Consider the following 19,451-nt stretch of genomic DNA (forward strand, 5'->3'; position numbering starts at 1 on the left):
TTCGGCCTCTTCGCGAGCAAGCTATCTAATACTCACACCGCAATCGCATTGGTAAACACCAACCGATTACCAAACGGATCGAGGATCGTCATGTCCTGGCTACCCCAGGGCATGGCCTGGATCTGTGGATGCGAGAACTTGTAGTCCTTGGCCAACAACTGCTGCTGAAACGCTTCCAGCTCATCGGTCTCGATGCGCAGGGCAGCACCGGGTGTGCTGTCGCCATGATGCTCTGACAAGTGCAACACGCATTCACCCCGGGAGACTTGCAGGTACAGCGGGAAATTCGGTTCGAAACGATGCTGCCAGTCGATCTTGAAACCCAGAAAATCGACGTAAAACTCCACTGCCTTGTTTTCATCGAAAATCCGCAGGATCGGGGTGGTTTTGCCGAAGCTCATTTCGTTGCTCCCAGACTGGTAAGGGCTTGATTGTAGTTTGGCCAGTCTCAGCACTTCGGCTTCCTGCCGGTATTCTTTAATTGCAATGTGCCACTACCGTGACCCAGGTCTCGGAAATCATTACTGAAATCCGTCGTGCAGATCCCCCTCGCGCGCGAGGAACCGCCCTACGCGTTTGCCGTTCGCCTTCCCCTCGCTGTAGCTCAGCACGCCGTTGATCCACACGCCGTCGATGCCCTCGGCTGCCCGTTGGGGATCCGTGAAATTGGCGACATCGCGAATGGTGGTCGGGTCGAACAAGACCAGGTCAGCCCAGTGCCCTTCGCGGATCTCGCCCCGCGCCTTCAAGCCGAATCGTGCCGCCGACAACCCGGTCATTTTGTGCACGGCGGTGTGCAGGGGAAATAGCCCGACATCGCGACTGAAATGGCCGAGTACCCGTGGGAAAGCCCCCCACAAGCGCGGATGCGGAAACGGGTCCTCCGGCAAGCCGTCGGAGCCCACCATCGACAGTGGATGAGCGAGGATTTTTCGCACGTCGGCTTCGTCCATCCCGTAGTACACCGCGCCCGCCGGTTGCAGTCGGCGGGCGGCGTCCAGCAATGAGACACGCCAGTCGGCGGCGATGTCCATCAAGTCCCGACCGCCCTGCTCCGGGTGTGGCGTGGACCAGGTGATGGTAATGCGATGCGCGTCGGTGACCTGCTTGAGGTCCAGGGTCGAAGAGCTCGCAGCATAGGGATAACAATCGCAACCGACCGCGTGGGTTTTCGCGGCCTCCTCAAGACGCGCCAGCAGTTGCGGGCTGCGCCCCCAGTTACCGGCGCCGGCACATTTGAGGTGGGAGATGATGACCGGGGATTGCGCATGGCGACCGATCTGGAACGCTTCGTCCATGGCCTCCAGCACCGGCTCGAATTCACTGCGCAAATGGGTGGTGTACACCGCGCCGAAGGCGGTCAGTTCCTCGGTCAGTTGCATCACCTCTTCGGTGGACGCCGAGAATGCGCTGGCGTAGGCCAGGCCTGTGGATAAACCGAGGGCACCGGCTTCGAGGCTTTCACGAAGCTGTTCGCGCATAGCGCTGATTTCAGCCGCCGTGGCGGTGCGAAACAGATCGTCCAGGTGGTTGCTGCGCAGCGCCGTGTGGCCGACCAGGGCAGCGACGTTCAAAGTGGTGTTGACCGCTTCCACCGCCGCGCGGTAATCGGCGAAGGTGGGGTAAACGAACGCGGCGGCCGTGCCAAGCAGGTTCATCGGGTCCGGCGGATCACCCTTGAGGCTCACCGGCGACGCGCTAATGCCGCAGTTGCCGACGATCACCGTGGTCACGCCCTGGCTGAGCTTGGGCAGCATCTGCGGCTGGCGAATCACCACCGTGTCGTCGTGGGTGTGCACGTCGATGAACCCCGGGGCCAACACCCGGCCTGCCGCGTCGATTTCTTCATGAGCGCGGGAGGCGTGCAGATCACCGATGCGCTCGATGCGGCCATCGAGAATCGCCACGTCGGCGCCAAAACCCGGGGCATTGCTGCCGTCGATGACCAGTGCGTTGCGAATCAGCGTGTCGTACAGCATCTCAGTCTCCCAGCGGCAAGTGATCATCGCCGCCGCGGTAATCGTCCAGGGCGAGTTTGATGCGCCGCAGACGTTCTTGATTGTCTTCAGGATTGGCCAGTGCCAGCTCGGTGGCAAGCACGTCGATGGCCAGCAGCATGCCGTAGCGCGCCGCCGTGGGTTTGTAGATAAATGAGGTTTCCACCCCTTGCAGCGGCAGCAGCACGTCGGCCAGTTGCGCCAACGTCGAGTCGGCGCGGGTGATCGCCAGGACGCGCGCGCCATAGCTGCGCGCCAACTCCACGGCTTCGAGCAGTTCGGGGGTAATGCCGGTCAGCGAGCAGGCAATCACCACGTGCCCTTCATCCAGGCCCGCAGCGGTGATGCGCATCATCACCGGGTCATGACACACCGCCACCGGGTAGCCGAAACGCACCAGTCGCACTTGCAGTTCATCGCTGCACAGCGTCGAGCATCCGCCCATGCCGAAGGCGTGAATCATCCGCGCCTTGCCCAGCAGCTTCACTGCATCGGCAAAGCGCGACTCTTCGAACGCTGAAAGATGCTGATGGAGGGTCGACTCGATGTCGCCGACGATCTGCCGGTAGAACGCCGACTGCGCCGGCGGGCTGGCCGGATCGAGGAAACGACTGCCTACGCCGCTGGCCTGGGCGAGTTGCAGGCGCAGGTCGCGCAAGTCGCGGCAACCCACGCTGCGGGCAAATCGCGACAGCGTCGCGGTACTGACGTCCGCCCTCTGCGCCAACTCATCGAGGCTGGCGGCAGAGGCAAATCCTACGTCGTCGAGCATCAGGCGAGCGATGCGTCCTTCACCGGCACTGAAGGAATCCTGACGGGCGCGGATCTGATAGAGGATGTCCATGGCAAGCGGCTCCGGTTAAATCAGGTAGGAAAGGCCCACAGTCAGACCGAAGGCGACCACTGAAATGATGGTCTCCAGTACGGTCCACGTCTTGAAGGTCTGGGCCACGCTCATGTTGAAGTATTCCTTGATCAACCAGAAGCCGCCGTCGTTGACGTGGGAAAAGATGACCGAGCCGGCCCCCGTCGCCAGCACCAGCAATTCCGGGTGCGGATAACCCAGGCCGATGGCCACGGGCGCGACCACGCCCGACGCGGTGGTCATGGCCACGGTAGCTGACCCGGTCGCGATGCGCATCAACGCGGCGAACAACCAGCCCATGATCAGCGGTGACAGGTGGAATTCATGGGCGAGACTGACGATCTGGTCGGTGACGCCGGCGTCCACCAGGATCCGGTTCAAGCCACCGCCAGCGCCGACCAGCAAGGTGATGCTGGCCGTCGGCGCCAGGCACTCGCTGGTGAACTTGAGGATCGATTCGCGGCTGAAACCCTGGGCAATGCCCAGGGTCCAAAAGCTCAGCAGCGTGGCCAGCAGTAGGGCGATCACCGAGTTGCCGATGAACGACAGGAACTGGTTGAAGCCGCTCCCCGGCGTGGACAGCAGGTTGGCCCAGCCGCCGATCAGCATCAGCACCACGGGCAACAGGATGGTGGCCATGGTGATGCCAAAACCGGGCAGGCGAGCGCGTGGCTCGCGGTCGAGGAACTGGCGCTCCAACGGGTTTTCTGCCGGCAGCTGGATGTGCGGCACGATGAGCTTGGCGTAAAGGGGACCGGCAATGATCGCCGTGGGAATACCGATGGCAATCGCATACATCAAGGTCTGTTCTACCGAGGCCTGGTAGGCCTGCACAGCCAGCATCGCCGCCGGGTGCGGCGGCACCAGCGCATGCACCACCGACAGACCGGCGACCATCGGCAGGCCGACCATCAGGATCGACACCCCGACCCGGCGCGCCACGGTAAAAGCGATCGGCACCAGCAAGACAAAACCGACCTCGAAAAACAGCGGCAAGCCCACCAGAAAGGCAATGCACACCATCGCCCAGTGCGCATTGCGCTCGCCGAAGCGGTCAATCAGGGTGCGCGCTACCCGCTCGGCGCCACCGGACTCGGCCATCATCTTGCCCAGCATCGTCCCCAGCGCCACCACCAGGGCAATGTGCCCCAACGTCTTGCCGACACCGGCCTCATAGGCACCAACCACGCCGGACGCCGGCATGCCCGCCACCAGCGCGAGGCCGATTGAGACCAGGGTGATGACAATGAAGGGGTTGAGTCGATAACGGGCGATCAACACGATCAGCGCGATGATGGCGACGGCGGCGTACACCAGCAGCCAATAGCCGAAGGACGGGGTCATGCGGTACTCCTCGAAAGGGTCACGTCGAAAGTTTTGTGAAACTCTTAAAACATTTCGATGAGTGATTTTCAAACGAGGTGAAAGTAATTTTCGTACAGGGGTATGGGGTGTCGTGCAGGGATATGCGTGATCAGGGTTTATGAAAATCAGGTGGGCGTATTTTCATCCCTGACACCGATCGCTGATTGATTCGCGCCCCCTCTGTAGGAGCGAGCATGCTCGCGATGGTCGTCAACGATGACGCGGGCTGTCTGAATGCCCGCGGTGTCTGATCCACCATCGCGAGCATGCTCGCTCCTACAGGGGTAGCGGATTACGCATAATCAGTCGTGAGCCACCCGCGCCCGCTTGAGCAGTTTCTTGCAGCGCTCGGACAAGTGCAGCACCCGCAGGTGCTTGCCCGCCTTGGCGTAACGCTCGCGCAGGGTTTTCAGCGCGGCAATGGCCGAGTAGTCGACGAAGCTCAGGTGACGGCAATCAATGGTCACCACGGCCGGGTCATTGGCGGGGTCGAACTGGTTGAGAAACGGCGTGGTCGAGGCGAAGAACAGCGTGCCATGCATCAGGTACAGCTTGCTGCCGTCGGCTTCGAGGTGGCTGTCGGCGTACAACTCCCGCGCCTGCTGCCAGGCGAAATTGAGCGCGGCGATGATGATCCCGCACAGCACCGCCGTGGCGAGGTCCGTGAACACCGTGATCACCGTCACGGCGATGATCACCAGCACATCGTTCAACGGCACCTTGTTCACCACCCGCAGCGAAGCCCAGGCAAACGTCTGTTGCGACACCACGAACATCACCCCCACCAGCGCTGCCAGCGGAATACGCTCGATGAACGGCGACAGGAACAGGATGAACAACAGGATCAGCACGCCAGCGACCACGCCGGACACCCGGCCACGGCCACCGGAACTCAGGTTGATCACGGTCTGACCGATCATCGCGCAGCCACCCATGCCGCCGAATACACCCGAGACCATGTTCGCCGCGCCGAGCGCTACGCACTCGCGATCCGGAAAACCGCGGGTCTCGGTGATTTCGTCGGTCAGGTTCAGGGTCAGCAGTGTTTCCAGCAGGCCGACCAGCGCCATCAGGATTGCGTAGGGCGCGATGATGCGCAGGGTTTCGAGCGTCCACGGGATGTCCGGCAACGCCAGCGTCGGCAGGCCGCCGGCGATGTGCGCCATGTCGCCCAGGGTGCGCGTTGGCAGGCCCAGCAGGTACACCGCCAACCCGACGCCCAGAATGGCCACCAATGCCGGCGGCACGGCGCGGGTCAGGCGCGGCAGCACGTAGACAATCGCCATCGTCAGCACCACCAGCCCCACCATCAGATACAACGGCGTGCCGGTGAGCCAGTGCTCGCCGTTCTTGAAGTGTTCAAGCTGGGCCAGGGCGATGATGATCGCCAGGCCGTTGACGAAACCGAGCATCACCGGGTGCGGCACCATCCGCACCAGCTTGCCCAGCCTCAACACACCGAAGGCGAGCATCACCAGGCCACCGAGCAGTACGGTCGCCAACAAATATTGCACGCCGTGTTGCACCACCAGCGCAACGATCACCACCGCCATCGACCCGGCTGCCCCGGAAACCATCCCCGGCCGGCCGCCGAACAGCGCGGTCAGGGTGCAGATAATGAAGGCGCCATACAGGCCCATCAGCGGGTTGAGATGAGCGACCAGCGCAAAGGCGATGCATTCGGGCAGCAAGGCAAAAGACGTGGTGAGCCCAGCCAGGACTTCGGCGCGTAGTTTTTTTGGTTTCATGGGGGGACCGCAGGCAAGGTGTCGCGAAAATAATGTGCGGATGTTACGGATTTGCGCCTGGCCCGGCCAGCTTTGGTGCCTTCAAGAATACCGTCGCGAGCGAGCCCGCTCCCACATTGGACCGAGTTCGTCTGAACAACGCGGTCAACTGTGGGAGCGGGCTTGGTCCGGGCGGCGTTCCGACGAAGAACGATAACGCGGTCTAAGGCGAACTCAGACCATCTCGTCGCGAATCCACTCCACCACCGACGTCCGCTTTGGCGCCCAGCCCAGCAACTCCCGCGCCTTCTTGCCGCGCACCCGGCTGTTGGAACCCAAGCCATAGTTGGCCATTTCATAACCCCACTCGGCTTCGGCGTCTTTCAACGGCCAGTCCTGCGGTTGCCCCAGGTTCAACGCCTCGGCCATGGCGGTGGTCATGTCGATGAACGACGCTTCACCGCTTTCAACGAAATAGAACGTGCCCGGCACATTCCTGGTCAACGCCAGCAGGTACAGCGCCACCACGTCTTCAATGTGCACGTTGGACCAGATGTTGCGACCCGTGCCGACATGACGCACCACCCCGCTTTTGCGTGCCTGTTTCAGCAGCCGAGGCAGTTGCACGCTGTCACGATTGACGCCCAGGCTGTGGCCGTAGATCAGGGTGTTGCAGATCACTGCCGAATTCACGCCGTCCTTCGCCGCCGCGAGGATCAGGTTATCGATGGCCACGCGTGCGGCCTTGTCGACAGTCGGTTCCGGCAAGGTGTCTTCAAAGTAGATCGCGTCACTGGCCTCGCCACCCGACGCATCGCCGACAATGCTCGAACCACTGGTGTGCAGGAACACCTTTTGCGAACCGCGCATCGCATCCAGCAAAGCCTCTACCGCCCCGCGATGATCGCTGCTGGCCGCGTTGATCACCGCGTCGGCCGCACGGGCCTGTTGCGCCAGAAGGGCGCTGTCATCCAGGGTGCCGAATACGGGGGTGATGCCCAGCGCGCTCAACTCATTGGCCTGTTCGCTGTTGCGCACCAGGCCAGTGACGGTGTGGCCGGCACGAACCAGGCCGGTGGCGATGGAGCCGCCGATAAAACCGGCAGCGCCGGTGACGAATACGTTCATGGGGAATCTCCCTGCTTGGGTCAGTGATGCGATCAGTATCAAGGCGTCGTTACTGACGAAAAATACCCACCGACCCAATTCAATCTTGCGCAGGGGTCAAGAATCAGCGTTGAAGTCCGAACTGGCATACAACGCCAACTTGCCCTGGATGAAATCCAGGAAGCATTGAATCCGCAGGGCCAATTGCGAGTTGCGGTAGTACACCGCGTTGATCGGCTGGCGATAACCACTGTTGAAATCCGCCAGCACCACCTTCAAACGTCCGGCGCGAATGTCATCGATGGTCATGTAATGCGACAGGCTGGCAATGCCCTGCCCTTGGAGCGCCAGGTGCCGAATGGTCTCGCCGCTGGACGCGCTGATGGAAGCCTGGATCGGCCAGCGATCGCCATGCACATACCGCAACGGCCATTGGTTGAGGCCTTCGTTGTGGGTAAACCCGAGCAGCGCATGCCCGCTCAGGTCCTCGACGACCCTCGGTGTGCCATGTCGTTCGAGGTAAGCCGGGCTGGCGACGATGTGCAGTGGGCTGCACCCCAGTGAGCGGGCGTGCAGGGTCGAATCGGACAGCGTGCCGATGCGGATGGCGATGTCGGTGCTCTGCTCCAGCAGATCGATGATCAGGTCGTTGCTGTTGAGTTCCAGCTGGATGTCCGGGTAGAGCCTGCGGAACTCGTCGATGTACGGCACGATGGCGTGCAGCATGAAGGGCGATGCTGCGTTGATGCGCAAACGCCCGGACGGGGTCTGCTGGCGTGAGGACAGGCGCTCTTCCAGCTCATCCATCTGATCGAGAATCAGCTTGGCGTGTTCGAAGAAATATTTGCCTTCCTCGGTCAGGTCCATGCGCCGCGTGGTGCGGTTGATCAAGGTCGTATCGAGCTTGGCCTCCAACCGCGACAACGTGCGGCTGACCGCCGAGGGCGTCTGCCCGACCTGCTCGGCGGCCGCTGAAATCGACCCGCACTCAATCACGCAGACGAATATCTGCAACTCATCGGATCTGGCTTTCACAAAGGCCCCTCATTCAAGACTGGCTTGATAGTAGCTGGATGAGGGGCAAAAGGAACCTCAGGCCTTGAGACCGAACACCTCGGTCAAATGCTGCTCGTAGCGTGCGATATCGCCTTCGATGTTCGGGCGTTTCATCACGTCAACGGCGAGAAAGGTCGGCAAGGCGGTCATGCCGAGGAACTGGTTGGCCTTGTGGAACGGGAAGTAAACGGCGTCCACACCCTTACCTTCAAAAAAGTCGGTCGGGTCGTCGAAGGCTTGCTGGGGTGCGTTCCAGGTCAGCGACAACAGGTATTGCTTGCCGTGCACGAGGCCACCGCTGCCGTACTTCTGCGAAGCGTCGGAGCGGGTGCGACCGTCGCTGGCGTAGAGACTGCCGTAACCTTCGGTGAACACTTCGTCAATGTACTTTTTCACGGTCCACGGCGCGCCCATCCACCAGCCCGGCATCTGATAGATGATCACATCGGCCCAGAGGAACTTGGCCACTTCTTCGGCAATGTCGTAACCCTCATCGATGAAGGTGGTTTTCACGTCGAGGCCACCGCGGTCCAGCACGGCCAGCGCTGCTTCGTGCAGGGTGGTGTTGTAGCGACCATCGGAATGAGCGAATTTTTTACCGCCATTGAGCAACAGGACTTTTTTCATGAGTGATCTCGAAAGGGTCTGAAATGGAATGGCGGCAGATTAACGATCCGGATCGCGCGTAATAAGCCTTGAACTCACAAAACTGATTTGACCTATACGCACGAATCAACGACAGATTGTTGCAATACACTGGGGCCAATTCTGACCTTGAGGAGATTGTTAATGAGTGAGTTGCAAGGTTTCATCCTGCATGCCAAGACCCGCCCGGAAAAATCCGACGCTTTCGAAGCTTTCTTCCTTCGCCATGTGGAGGCCAGTCGCGCCGAGCCCGGCTGCATCGAATACCACATGCTGCGCGACAAACAGGACCCGACACTGTTTATCTTCTTTGAGATCTGGCAGTCCCAGGCGCACCTCGATGTGCACTCGAACTTGCCGCACATGAAGGAGTTTCTGGCGCAGCGCGAGCAATATCTGGAAAGGGACTTCGATATCCGCGCCATTGATATGCTCAGCCCGTCGTCCGCTATCCGCTGATCAGCAAGTGCCCGCCGAGCACACCCAAGCCGATGAAAAATACGCGCTTGAACACCGGTGCACTGATCCGCTGGCGCAGCCATTGGCCGAGCAGCATGCCCAGCACCGCCGGGATCAGTGCCAGCAATGACGCGCTCAGTTCGCCCCCGCCCAACGCCTCGCGCCACAACAACCCGGCAGCCAGGGCGAGGGTCGACACGGTGAACGACAAGCCCAGTGCCTGCACCAGTTCGTCCTTGCTCAAGCCCAGCGCTTGCAGGTAAGGCACCGCCGGGATCACGAAGACGCCAGTGGCTGAGGTGATCACCCCGGTCACCACGCCACACAGGGGACCCAGCCAGCGCTCGGTTGCGCTGCCAACGCGCAGGGTGGGCAGGAACAGACCGCTCAACGCGTAGAGCAACAATGCAGCGCCGAGCCCCCGCACCACCCAATGCCCGCCGACCATGCCGATCCACAAGGTGCCAACCCCCGTGCCGATGAAAATCGCCAGTAGCATCGGCCACAACCGCTTGACCAGCCCGAGCAGATGCCCGCCGAACGCCAGTTGCCAGACGTTGGTCAGCGTCGCCGGGATGATCAGCAGCGCCGCAGCCTGCGACGGCGCCATAGCCAGACCGAGCAGACCCATGGCGATGGTGGGCAGGCCGAGGCCGATCACGCCCTTGATCATGCCGGCCAGCAGAAAGGTGGCGATGATCATAAGGGAAAGGGCCAGGCCCAGGTTTTGGTAGTACGCGAGGAGTGTGTTCATGGGGCCTATCCTGAGTCTGGATTGGCCGGGTGGAAATCTGCCATATACTGAGGGTGCCTCTTGTTTTGGTAGAGGCTCTGGAACTTCAGCGGTGCTGATGGCCTCATCGCGAGCAAGCTCGCTCCTACAGGGGCCGGCGGCGAGCTCTGTAGGAGCGGGCTTGCCCGCGATGAGGCCCGCCCAAACACCACACAACCCCGGGCCACCCCATGCACTTCGACCTCACCGACCTGCGCCTCTACCTGAATATCCTCGACAGCGGCAACATCACGGCCGGCGCCGTGCGCAGTCATTTGTCGCTGGCGGCTGCCAGTGCGCGAATCCGCGCCATGGAGTCTTCGCTGGGCATCGACTTTCTCGAGCGCGGTCGGCGGGGCGTCACCCCCACACCGGCGGGAAAAGCCCTGGCGCACCACGCCCGGTTGCTGCTGCAACACGCCGAACGCATGCAGCAGGACCTGGCCGAATACGCCAAGGGTGTCAAAGGTCAGGTGCGCCTGTTGTGCAACACCACGGCGATCACCGAACACCTGCCGGAAGTGCTGGCGGACTTCCTTTGCCACCACCCCAACCTCGACATCGAGCTGCAGGAAATGCCCAGCCTGCGCATCGTCCACGCCTTGCGCCAGGGGGCAGCGGACTTGGGCATCGTCTCGGACGCCGTCGACATCCATGGTCTGGACACTTTGGCGTTTCGCGATGATCCGCTGGTGCTTATCGTACCGCCCGACCACCCGCTGGCGCACGAAGAGAGCCCAACGTTCGGCGACTCCCTGCATTACGATTTCGTCGGTCTGAGCGCCAGCAGCGCGTTGGCGGTGTACCTGGAGGAACAGGCGTTACACGCCGGGGCGCGGCTGGCGATCCGCATTCGCGCAGAAGGGTTCGATGCCCTGATGCGTATGGTCGCCCGCGGCGCCGGACTGGCGATCGTGCCTCAGGTCGCTATTCAGCGTCGTGGCAACGATCTGCCCTTCAAGCGCTTTGTCCTCAAGGAAGACTGGGCACAACGCAAACTATTGCTCTGCGCCCGCTCTTTCGAGGGTCTGCCGGGTTATGCCAAGGCCTTGCTCGAGACGTTGCGCAGCGCAAACCTTGAACCCGGGTCAGTATTACAAACAGGCGACGAAGCGTAAGATCTGCGCTTTCAAATCAGGCCTGGCCACAACAATCAGAAGGGAACGCGATGGCGGATGAAATTTTGCAGCAGGCGACGCTCAAGCGAGGGCTGAAGAATCGACACATTCAATTGATCGCACTGGGTGGTGCGATCGGCACGGGGCTGTTTTTGGGCTCCGCCGGCGTTCTGAAGTCCGCCGGCCCGTCGATGATCCTCGGTTACGCGATTGCCGGTTTCATTGCGTTCCTGATCATGCGCCAACTGGGCGAAATGATCGTCGAAGAACCGGTGGCCGGCTCATTCAGCCATTTCGCGCACAATTACTGGGGCGGCTTCGCGGGTTTCCTGTCTGGCTGGAACTACTGGGTGTTGTACGTTCTGGTGGGCATGGCCGAACTGACGGCTGTCGGTAAATACGTGCAGTTCTGGTGGCCGGAGGTGCCGACCTGGGTCAGCGCGGCGGTATTCTTCGTGCTGGTCAACCTGATCAACTGCCTGAACGTCAAAGTCTTTGGCGAGATGGAGTTCTGGTTCGCGATCATCAAGGTCGTGGCCATCATCGGCATGATCGTCCTGGGCTGCTACATGCTATTCAGCGGCACCGGCGGCCCGCAGGCATCGGTGAGCAACCTGTGGAGCCACGGCGGTTTCTTCCCCAACGGCACCACTGGCCTGCTGATGGCGATGGCGTTCATCATGTTCTCGTTCGGTGGCCTGGAACTGGTCGGCATCACCGCAGCGGAAGCCAGCGAGCCGAGGAAGGTCATTCCCAAGGCGATCAATCAGGTGGTGTACCGGGTGCTGATCTTCTACGTCGGCGCACTCACCGTGCTGCTGTCGCTCTACCCGTGGGACCAATTGCTGGAAACCCTGGGCGCCTCGGGCGATGCCTACAGCGGCAGTCCGTTCGTGCAGATCTTTGCCCTGATCGGCAGCGACACCGCCGCACAGATCCTCAACTTCGTGGTGCTCACCGCCGCGCTGTCGGTCTACAACAGTGGCGTGTACTGCAACAGCCGCATGCTTTACGGCCTGGCGGAACAGGGCGATGCACCCAAGGTGCTGATGAAGCTGAACAAGCAAGGCGTGCCGCTGCTGGCGCTGGGCGTGTCGGCGCTGATTACCCTGCTGGCCGTGGTGGTCAACTACGTGGCACCCCATGAGGCGCTGGAATTGCTGTTCGCTCTGGTGGTTGCCTCGTTGATGATCAACTGGGCGCTGATCAGCCTCACACACCTGAAATTCCGCAAAGCCATGGTCCAGCGGGGTGTGGAGCCGGGCTTCAAGGCGTTCTGGTCGCCCTACACCAATTACCTGTGCCTGGCCTTCATGGCCGTGATCATCTGCGTCATCTGGATGATCCCGCCGGTACGGGCCTCGGTGTATGCCATGCCGGTGTGGGTGGCGCTGATCTACGCCTGCTACCGGATACGCGTGTCGCGCAGCAACTAACCGCGCAAAAAATGGCCCCGGCATTCAATGAATACCGGGGCTTTTTTATGCGCCATCTGTAGGAGCGAGTTTACTCGCGATGGTCGTCAACGATGACGCTGGACACCTGACACCCCACGGTGCCTGGGCCTCCATCGCGAGCGTCCCCCCTGTAGGAGCGAGTTTACTCGCGATGGTCGTCAACGATGACGCTGGACACCTGACACCCCACGGTGCCTGGGCCTCCATCGCGAGCGTCCCCCCTGTAGGAGCGAGTTCACTCGCGATGGTCGCCAACGATGACGCTGGACGCCTGACACCCTGCGGTGCCTGGGCCTCCATCGCGAGCAAGCTCGCTCCTACAGTTATCGTATTGCCTGTCGGAACGCGCTGACACAGGGATCACGCACATGCGAGCGCTTCTGGGCATTCCGATGTCGAGCACAGACAACTCGACCCTGGTCACTCCCGGCAGGATGCGCCTTCAGCTCTCCTCACTTGCCTGGAGTCATCATGACCGCAAATGCACCGATCACCGTTCTTCGCGACACTCACCCACTGCCCGTGCTGGACGCCTGCAAATGGGAAAAACTCGAAGGCGACCCGCACACGGTCAACCTCAACGCCTACATCAGCGAAGACGGCAGCAAGATCATGGGCACCTGGATCTGCACTCCGGGCAAGTGGTATGTGGAATACGTGAAGTGGGAATACTGCGACTTCCGCGAGGGTTACTGCATCATTACGCCGGAAGGCAAGGAACCGATCCATCTGCGCGCGGGTGATATTTTTGTTATCGAGCCGGGGATGAAAGGCACCTGGGAAGTGGTGGAAACCGTGCGCAAGTATTTCGTGTTTGCCTGACACAAAAAACTGTAGGAGCGAGCTTGCTCGCGATGCGGCCGTCACATCCACCCTGATTGTGACTGACCCACCGCTATCACGAGCAAGCTCGATCCTACAGGGTGGGGTTATCCCCCACCCCAGATGTTCATTGCGGCTTACGATAACTATTGATGATCGCCGAGAAGTCCTTGCCCCCTTCCCCACGCAGGCTCATCGCCTGATACAACTGCTGGGCCACAGCGCCGAGCACCACCGGTTGGTGCGCCTGACGCGCCGCTTCCGTGGCCAACCCAAGATCCTTGAGCATCAACTCTGCACCAAAACCACCGGTATAACCGCGCGACGCCGGCGCCGTTTCGACGATGCCCGGCCACGGGTTGTACATTTCCGAACTCCAGCAACGTCCGGTGGAGCTGTTGATGATGCCAGCCAGCACGCCCGTGTCGATTCCCAGCGCATCCCCCAGCGCCATGGCTTCACTGACGCCGACCATGGAGATCCCCAGCAACAGGTTGTTGCAGATCTTGGCGATCTGCCCTGTACCGACTTCACCGCAATGCACGATGTTTCGGCCCATCTGCGCCAGCACCGGTTGCAGGGTGGCAAAGAGTTCTGCCGTTGCGCCGACCATGAACGTCAGCGTCCCGGCCGCCGCACCGCCGGTGCCACCGGAAACCGGGGCATCGGCCATGGCCACGCCCTGCCTGGCCGCCGCTGCGGCCACATCGCGGGCTGTCTGCGGATCGATGGTGCTGCAATCCACCGCTGGCACGCCTTGGCCAATACCGGCCAGCACACCGTCTTCGCCCAGCCACACGCTGCGCACATGCACAGCGGCGGGCAGCATGGTGATAACCAGCTCCGCACCCTGGGCGGCCTCGCGGGCCGACCCGCTGATGCTGCCGCCCAGTTGTTCAAGCTCAGCCAGCACGGTTGTGTTCAGGTCCACCAGTCGCAGCGAATGACCGGCCTTGATGAGGTTGCGTGCCATCGGCGCGCCCATGTTACCCAGACCGATAAAGGCAATTTTCATGTCCGGCTCCTTAACGCAGGTTGATGGTGGTGTTCACGCCGTCGTTGACGCTGTTGTCATCGAACCAGCGCGCAGTCACCGTCTTGGTCTGAGTGTAGAACTGCACCACCTGCTTGCCATACGGGCCGAGGTCGCCAAGCTTGGAACCCCGGGAACCCGTGAAGCTGAAGAACGGCACCGGCACCGGGATAGGGATGTTGATGCCCACCTGGCCCACATCGATTTCACTCTGGAACTTGCGCGCTGCCGCACCGCTCTGGGTGAACAGACCCGTGCCATTGCCGAACGGGTTGGCGTTCACCAGGGCGATGGCCTGGTCGAGGGTGTCAACTTCCAGTACCACCAGCACGGGGCCGAAGATTTCCTGGGTGTAGATCTGCATGTCGGTGGTGACACCGGAGAACAGGGTCGGGCCGACGAAGTTGCCCTGCTCGAAACCCGGCACAGTGATGTCGCGACCGTCCAGCTCCAGCTTGGCCCCTTCCTTGATGCCGCTTTCGATCAGGTCAAGAATGCGCGCCTTGGCCTTTTTCGAAATCACCGGACCGACGTCGGTGCCCGGCTCGCTGCCCGCGTTGACCTTGAGTTTCTGCGCCAATGCCTTGAGGTCAGGTAGCCACTGCTTCGACGCACCGACCAGCACCACCACCGAGGTGGCCATGCAACGTTGCCCGGCGGCACCGAAACCGGCCCCCACCAGCGCGTTCAACGCTTGCTCGCGGTTGGCATCCGGGAGCACCACGGCGTGGTTCTTTGCGCCCATCATCGACTGTACGCGCTTGCCGTGTTTGCCCGCCAGGTCGTACACGTGGGTGCCGACGGCGGTCGAACCGACGAAGGAAACAGCCTTGATGTCCTTGTGGGTGCACAGCGCATCGACCACATCCTTGCCACCGTGCACCACGTTGAGCACGCCGGCCGGGACGCCGGCCTCGATGGCCAGTTCCACCAGCAGCATCGTCGACAGCGGGTCCTGTTCCGACGGTTTGAGCACGAAGGTGTTGCCGCAGGCGATGGCCATCGGGAACATCCACAGCGGGATCATCGCCGGGAAATTGAACGGGGTGATACCGGCGCAAACGCCGATAGGCTGGCGCAGGGTGTAGGTGTCGACGCCACCGGCGACGTTTTCGGCGAACTCGCCCATTTGCAGCGTGCCGATCGAGCAGGCGTGCTCCACCACTTCCAGGCCCCGGAAAATATCGCCTTCAGCGTCGGCAATGGTCTTGCCCTGTTCGTTGCTGAGCACCACGGCAATGCGCTTGGAGTGCTCGCGGATCAGCGCCTGGAGCTTGAGCATGATGCGCATGCGCGCACCGATTGGCGTCAGCTTCCAGGTCTGGAAGGCCCGATGGGCGGCACTGATGGCAGCGTCCACTTCCTGCGCCGTGGCAAATGGCACCTTGGCCAGCACTTGCTGGGTGGCCGGGTTGACGATGTCGTGCCACTCGGTGGACTGCGACTCGACCCACTGGCCGTCGATCAACAGCTTGACCTTGTGCACCGTGGTTTCGTTAGGCGTGAGCGATACGTTCATGCTGGTCTCCGGGATCTTGTTTTTGTCGAGAGAGCGAGCCAAGGCGAGAAGGTCGCCTTGAGATGAGTCGTGCGTCGCGATGTGGTGATCGGACTGTTTCTGGAGTATAGATGTGCAAACTTCTAATAAGAACGCACATAAAAGCCGGTCCATCATGCAAAAAAACATCACGTCGCTGGGGTCGCTGAATTGGGATGACCTCAAGTTTTTCCTCGAAGTCGCCCGCACCCGCAAGGCCAGCACAGCGGCCAAACGCCTGGCGGTGGACTACACCACCGTGTCGCGACGCATCAGTTCCCTGGAAACGGCCCTGGGCACCCTGCTGTTCGAAAAGTCGCGCACCAGCGGCTTTGTCCTGACCAACGAGGGCCAGCGGCTGCTCGCCTACGCCGAGGCGATCGAAAGCACGTTGCACATGGCCTGCGAGCAAGTGTCAGGGTCGGGCGTGGCGCTGTCCGGGCATGTGCGCATGGGGTGCACCGAAGGGTTCGGCAGCTTTTTCATCACCCCGCAACTGAGCCACTTCGTTGACGCCTATCCAGCCATATCGGTGGACATCCTGCCGTTGCCGCACTTCATCAGCCTGTCCAAGCGCGAGGCCGACATCGTCATTGCCCTGGAACGCCCGGAGCACGGTCCGTACGTGTGCTGCAAACTCTGCGACTACAAACTGCAGCTGTACGCCACCCAGGACTATCTGGACAAACACCCGCCCATCCGGCGCCCGTCCGACCTCGGCAAGCATTCGTTCATCAGTTATGTCGACGACCTGGCGTTCAGTTCCGAGCTTCTGTACCTGGCCAACGTCCTGCCCAACGCCAGCGCCAATCTACGCAGCACCAGCGTCATCGCCCAATTCGTGGCGGCGCAACAAGGGCGCTCACTGGCCATCCTGCCGTGTTTTCTCGCCGCTCAGGATCCCCGTTTATTACCGGTGCTGCCGGAGGAGATCAACATCACGCGCCAGTTCTGGATGTACTGCCGCGAGGACTTGAGAAAACTCAAGCGGATTACGTTGTTGTGGGATTACATCCGCGCAGTCACCGAGCAGAACCAGGGGTTGTTGATGGGCGAACACCGCGAAATATTGTTCGCCGACTAACCCGCACTCACCACAATCGACACGCGGCGATTCTCGGTCCGCCCCGCTGCGGTGTCGTTGCTGGCCACCGGCTGGCTGCTGCCCAGGCCCTGGAGCTGGATGTTTTGCTCGGGCATGCCAACGGCGGTCAGTACCGTGGCCACGCTTTTCGCTCGCCGCACGGACAGTTGCTGGTTGTAGGCCTCTTTACCCGAGGCATCGGTGTGGCCGTCGATGCGTACGTGGTCGATGCCCACGCCCAGCAGCGCCTTGCCAATACGTTCAACGATGTCGGTGCTCTGCCGGTTGAGGCTTTCGACATCGCTACCAAACAGGACCTTGCCGGACAGGCCGAAGGCCCAGCCCTCGTCGGTCAATTCGAAACCTTGCTGTTTGAGCACCGCGACCTGCGCAGGGGTCAGGCCTTTTTGCGGCGCGGTCTGGCAACCGGTCAATGCCAGGATCGCCATGAAGAATGTGAGGGTCAGAATACGAAGTGAGAACACGGACATAGCTCCTGGTTTAAACGTCGGCGACAGGGTGCTCCGACCCTGACGTGTGCTGTGCGCCTCGGGCGAGGCGTTTGGCCTGGTACATGGCCGCATCGGCCGCGTCGAGCAGCGCCCCCGGCGTCGCGCCATGATCGGGATAGACGGCGATACCGATGCTGAGGGAGGTCAACACTTGCGTGGTCCCTGGCAGAGCAATCGGCATTTCCATGCTCTCCAGGATTTTGTCGGCGATGCGCTCGGCGTCCTCCGTCTGGTGCAACGGCGTGAGCAGGACGGCGAATTCATCACCGCCCAGGCGTGCCACCAGATCGTCCTCGCGCAGTTGTGCGCGCACCCGATTGGCAACAGCCACCAGCACCGCATCACCGGCGGCGTGACCGAAGTTGTCGTTGATTTCCTTGAACCGGTCGCTGTCGAGAAACAGCACCGCCACACGCTCGTTGTACTTGTTGGCGTTGCGCAGGGCACGAATCAGCCTGCCCTCGAAAAACGCCCGGTTCGGCAACCCGGTGAGGCTGTCGTGGCTGGCCTGATGGGCCAGGGTTTCGTTTTCGGTCTGCAGGTGGGTCTGCCAGTTCTCGAGTTCATCGAGCAGGGCGTTGAAGTCGTTGCCGAGGTTGTCGAGTTCGGCGATCTCGGCGGGCGGCACGCGCTGGTCAAACGCCCGCTCGCTGCGCGCGGCATGGGCCACGGCGGCCAGATGGCGCAGTGGCCGGGTAATTCCGCGCAGTTGCCGGCGCGCGAGATACAGCGCCACCCAGGCACTGATGGCCGTGCACAGCACGATGCCCACCAGACCGCTGAGCAGGAAACGCATCAGGCTGCCACCGTGGCCGGTCAGGTGAATGTTACCTATCTCACGGTCCTGATGGATGATCGGCAAGCTGATCGGTTTCTCCAGGAATACCTTGGCCATCTGCATTTCAAGGGCAGAAAGCAATCCGCTTTCCGGGCGGTGCCAATGCGCCAGCACCCTGCCTTGTGCGTCCAGCACCTGGGCATCGGCCACTTCTTCGGTGGACGCGATCAAGGCCAGTGCTTCATTGGCGGCCGGCTTGTCGTTGAACACCACGGCCGCTTCCACGGTGTAATTGATCGAGCGGGCGATCAGTTGCAGGTTGTAGTCGGCATAAGCGCGCAAGGCCAGGACACCGAGCAGCGTCAACGAGACGCTGGCCATGGCCACCGCCACCAGCGCGACGATCAAGTGGCCGCGACCCAGGACCGAACGCAGTGTCGGGCGATTGCTCTCGCTGGAAGGCTTCATGGCGCGGCCGACCTGCGACGAGACAGTTGCAACACGCTGGGGTGAATGCGCACGCCGCTGCGAGCCACGGAATCCAGGTTGACCTCGAAGGAGACCTGTTCATCGCCGACCCGCAGGCAGAACAGGCTGCCTACGGTGCAGGGATCGTCGCTCTCGCTGATGCTCAGCACGGGCTGCCCGGTCAGAGCGGAGAATAAGCGGCCACGCTCCTCGCGTGTCAGCTTGCCGATGTACAGCGCATCGCACTCGCTGACAACCGACGGGTTGTCGGCCAGCAGGCGACGCACGGTGACAGGTCGCCCGGTGGATTGGGTCGTGCCCTTGACCAGGTCATCGGTGTATTCGGTCGGGCCGACGATGCACAAGCGCAGTTGCGGTGGCTCGACGGGCCAGCGGGCATAACTGAGGATGCCGAGGACCACTTGCGTGACCGAGCGGGCGCGCTGGTCGGCCATGCCGGGCGAGGTTGGCGCTTGCGCGAAAACGAGGCCACTGAGCAGACAGAGAAAACCTGCGAACACGATTTGCTGGCAACCAGCAATGCGCCCTGTCGTCCGGACAGCCACCTTCATGCAGGGATTCTCTTGGGTTCGAGCGGGGTAATGCCGCAACGATAGCACAGCAACGAATCGCCCGCGAGGCCTTACAG

19 protein-coding genes are annotated in these 19,451 nt (G+C 61.7%); 5 read left to right on the top strand and 14 right to left on the bottom strand.

The window, feature by feature from the left end; genetic code table 11:
• Positions 1–32: 32 nt before the first annotated feature.
• The 8 genes from AB4O36_RS22835 to AB4O36_RS22870 form a co-directional block, all read right to left on the bottom strand.
• A complete protein-coding gene (locus tag AB4O36_RS22835) occupies positions 33–401 on the bottom strand; it encodes a glyoxalase superfamily protein (protein ID WP_460118323.1) in 369 nt (122 codons plus the stop codon).
• A gap of 120 nt (positions 402–521) precedes the next feature.
• The gene (locus AB4O36_RS22840; protein WP_460118325.1) at positions 522–1,979 is read right to left on the bottom strand and encodes an N-acyl-D-amino-acid deacylase family protein; all 1,458 of its coding nucleotides are present in this window, start codon (positions 1,977–1,979) and stop codon (positions 522–524) included.
• A gap of 1 nt (position 1,980) precedes the next feature.
• Entirely contained in the window at positions 1,981–2,841 is an 861-nt protein-coding gene (locus AB4O36_RS22845; RefSeq protein ID WP_460140337.1) for a MurR/RpiR family transcriptional regulator, read from the bottom strand.
• Positions 2,842–2,856: 15 nt separating this feature from the next.
• On the bottom strand, positions 2,857–4,206 hold the full coding sequence (locus AB4O36_RS22850) for a GntT/GntP/DsdX family permease (protein WP_460140338.1): 1,350 nt from the start codon (positions 4,204–4,206) through the stop codon (positions 2,857–2,859).
• A 323-nt stretch (positions 4,207–4,529) separates the two neighbouring features.
• A complete protein-coding gene (locus AB4O36_RS22855) occupies positions 4,530–5,975 on the bottom strand; it encodes a SulP family inorganic anion transporter (RefSeq protein WP_460140339.1) in 1,446 nt (481 codons plus the stop codon).
• A gap of 213 nt (positions 5,976–6,188) precedes the next feature.
• Positions 6,189–7,082, bottom strand: a complete 894-nt coding sequence (locus AB4O36_RS22860) for an NAD-dependent epimerase/dehydratase family protein (protein WP_460118332.1) — start codon at positions 7,080–7,082, stop codon at positions 6,189–6,191.
• A 96-nt stretch (positions 7,083–7,178) separates the two neighbouring features.
• Positions 7,179–8,096, bottom strand: a complete 918-nt coding sequence (locus AB4O36_RS22865) for a LysR family transcriptional regulator (protein ID WP_460140340.1) — start codon at positions 8,094–8,096, stop codon at positions 7,179–7,181.
• 57 nt (positions 8,097–8,153) lie between these two features.
• A complete protein-coding gene (locus AB4O36_RS22870) occupies positions 8,154–8,744 on the bottom strand; it encodes an NAD(P)H-dependent oxidoreductase (protein ID WP_460140341.1) in 591 nt (196 codons plus the stop codon).
• A gap of 162 nt (positions 8,745–8,906) precedes the next feature.
• Here AB4O36_RS22870 and AB4O36_RS22875 point away from each other — a divergent pair, with 162 nt between their 5' ends.
• Positions 8,907–9,221, top strand: a complete 315-nt coding sequence (locus AB4O36_RS22875; RefSeq protein WP_460140342.1) for a putative quinol monooxygenase — start codon at positions 8,907–8,909, stop codon at positions 9,219–9,221.
• On the opposite strand, the gene AB4O36_RS22880 is transcribed toward AB4O36_RS22875, so the two are convergent.
• Positions 9,211–9,975, bottom strand: coding sequence for a sulfite exporter TauE/SafE family protein (locus tag AB4O36_RS22880; protein WP_460118340.1), 765 nt, complete (start codon positions 9,973–9,975; stop codon positions 9,211–9,213). The two genes, AB4O36_RS22875 and AB4O36_RS22880, sit on opposite strands and share 11 nt — an antisense overlap.
• A 209-nt stretch (positions 9,976–10,184) precedes the next feature.
• Between AB4O36_RS22880 and AB4O36_RS22885 the strand changes: the two genes are divergently transcribed.
• From AB4O36_RS22885 to AB4O36_RS22895, 3 genes are all read left to right on the top strand, one after another.
• Positions 10,185–11,111, top strand: coding sequence for a LysR family transcriptional regulator (locus tag AB4O36_RS22885; RefSeq protein WP_460118342.1), 927 nt, complete (start codon positions 10,185–10,187; stop codon positions 11,109–11,111).
• Between the two features lie 50 nt (positions 11,112–11,161).
• Positions 11,162–12,547 carry an amino acid permease gene (locus tag AB4O36_RS22890; protein ID WP_460118344.1) on the top strand — a complete coding sequence of 462 codons (1,386 nt, stop codon included), beginning with the start codon at positions 11,162–11,164 and terminating at the stop codon, positions 12,545–12,547.
• A 492-nt stretch (positions 12,548–13,039) separates the two neighbouring features.
• A complete protein-coding gene (locus AB4O36_RS22895; protein WP_460140343.1) occupies positions 13,040–13,390 on the top strand; it encodes a cupin domain-containing protein in 351 nt (116 codons plus the stop codon).
• Positions 13,391–13,517: 127 nt separating this feature from the next.
• On the opposite strand, the gene mmsB is transcribed toward AB4O36_RS22895, so the two are convergent.
• Both mmsB and AB4O36_RS22905 read right to left on the bottom strand, forming a co-directional pair.
• Positions 13,518–14,405 (bottom strand): 3-hydroxyisobutyrate dehydrogenase, encoded by an 888-nt coding sequence (mmsB, locus tag AB4O36_RS22900; protein ID WP_460140344.1) that lies wholly within the window; start codon positions 14,403–14,405, stop codon positions 13,518–13,520.
• Positions 14,406–14,415: 10 nt separating this feature from the next.
• Positions 14,416–15,942, bottom strand: coding sequence for a CoA-acylating methylmalonate-semialdehyde dehydrogenase (locus AB4O36_RS22905; protein WP_460118350.1), 1,527 nt, complete (start codon positions 15,940–15,942; stop codon positions 14,416–14,418).
• A 154-nt stretch (positions 15,943–16,096) separates the two neighbouring features.
• On the opposite strand from AB4O36_RS22905, the gene AB4O36_RS22910 reads away from it, so the two are divergent.
• The gene (locus tag AB4O36_RS22910) at positions 16,097–17,044 is read left to right on the top strand and encodes a LysR family transcriptional regulator (RefSeq protein ID WP_460118352.1); all 948 of its coding nucleotides are present in this window, start codon (positions 16,097–16,099) and stop codon (positions 17,042–17,044) included.
• On the opposite strand, the gene AB4O36_RS22915 is transcribed toward AB4O36_RS22910, so the two are convergent.
• From AB4O36_RS22915 to AB4O36_RS22925, 3 genes are read right to left on the bottom strand one after another with little or no spacing between them, the layout of a single operon-like run.
• Positions 17,041–17,535 carry an OmpA family protein gene (locus AB4O36_RS22915; RefSeq protein WP_460118354.1) on the bottom strand — a complete coding sequence of 165 codons (495 nt, stop codon included), beginning with the start codon at positions 17,533–17,535 and terminating at the stop codon, positions 17,041–17,043. The genes AB4O36_RS22910 and AB4O36_RS22915 overlap by 4 nt on opposite strands.
• 10 nt (positions 17,536–17,545) lie before the next feature.
• Positions 17,546–18,802, bottom strand: coding sequence for a diguanylate cyclase domain-containing protein (locus tag AB4O36_RS22920; protein WP_460140345.1), 1,257 nt, complete (start codon positions 18,800–18,802; stop codon positions 17,546–17,548).
• A complete protein-coding gene (locus tag AB4O36_RS22925) occupies positions 18,799–19,374 on the bottom strand; it encodes a YfiR family protein (RefSeq protein ID WP_460140346.1) in 576 nt (191 codons plus the stop codon). The genes AB4O36_RS22920 and AB4O36_RS22925 overlap by 4 nt, the downstream gene beginning before the upstream one ends.
• Positions 19,375–19,451: the final 77 nt, after the last annotated feature.

Source organism: Pseudomonas sp. S2_E01, from assembly GCF_054668365.1.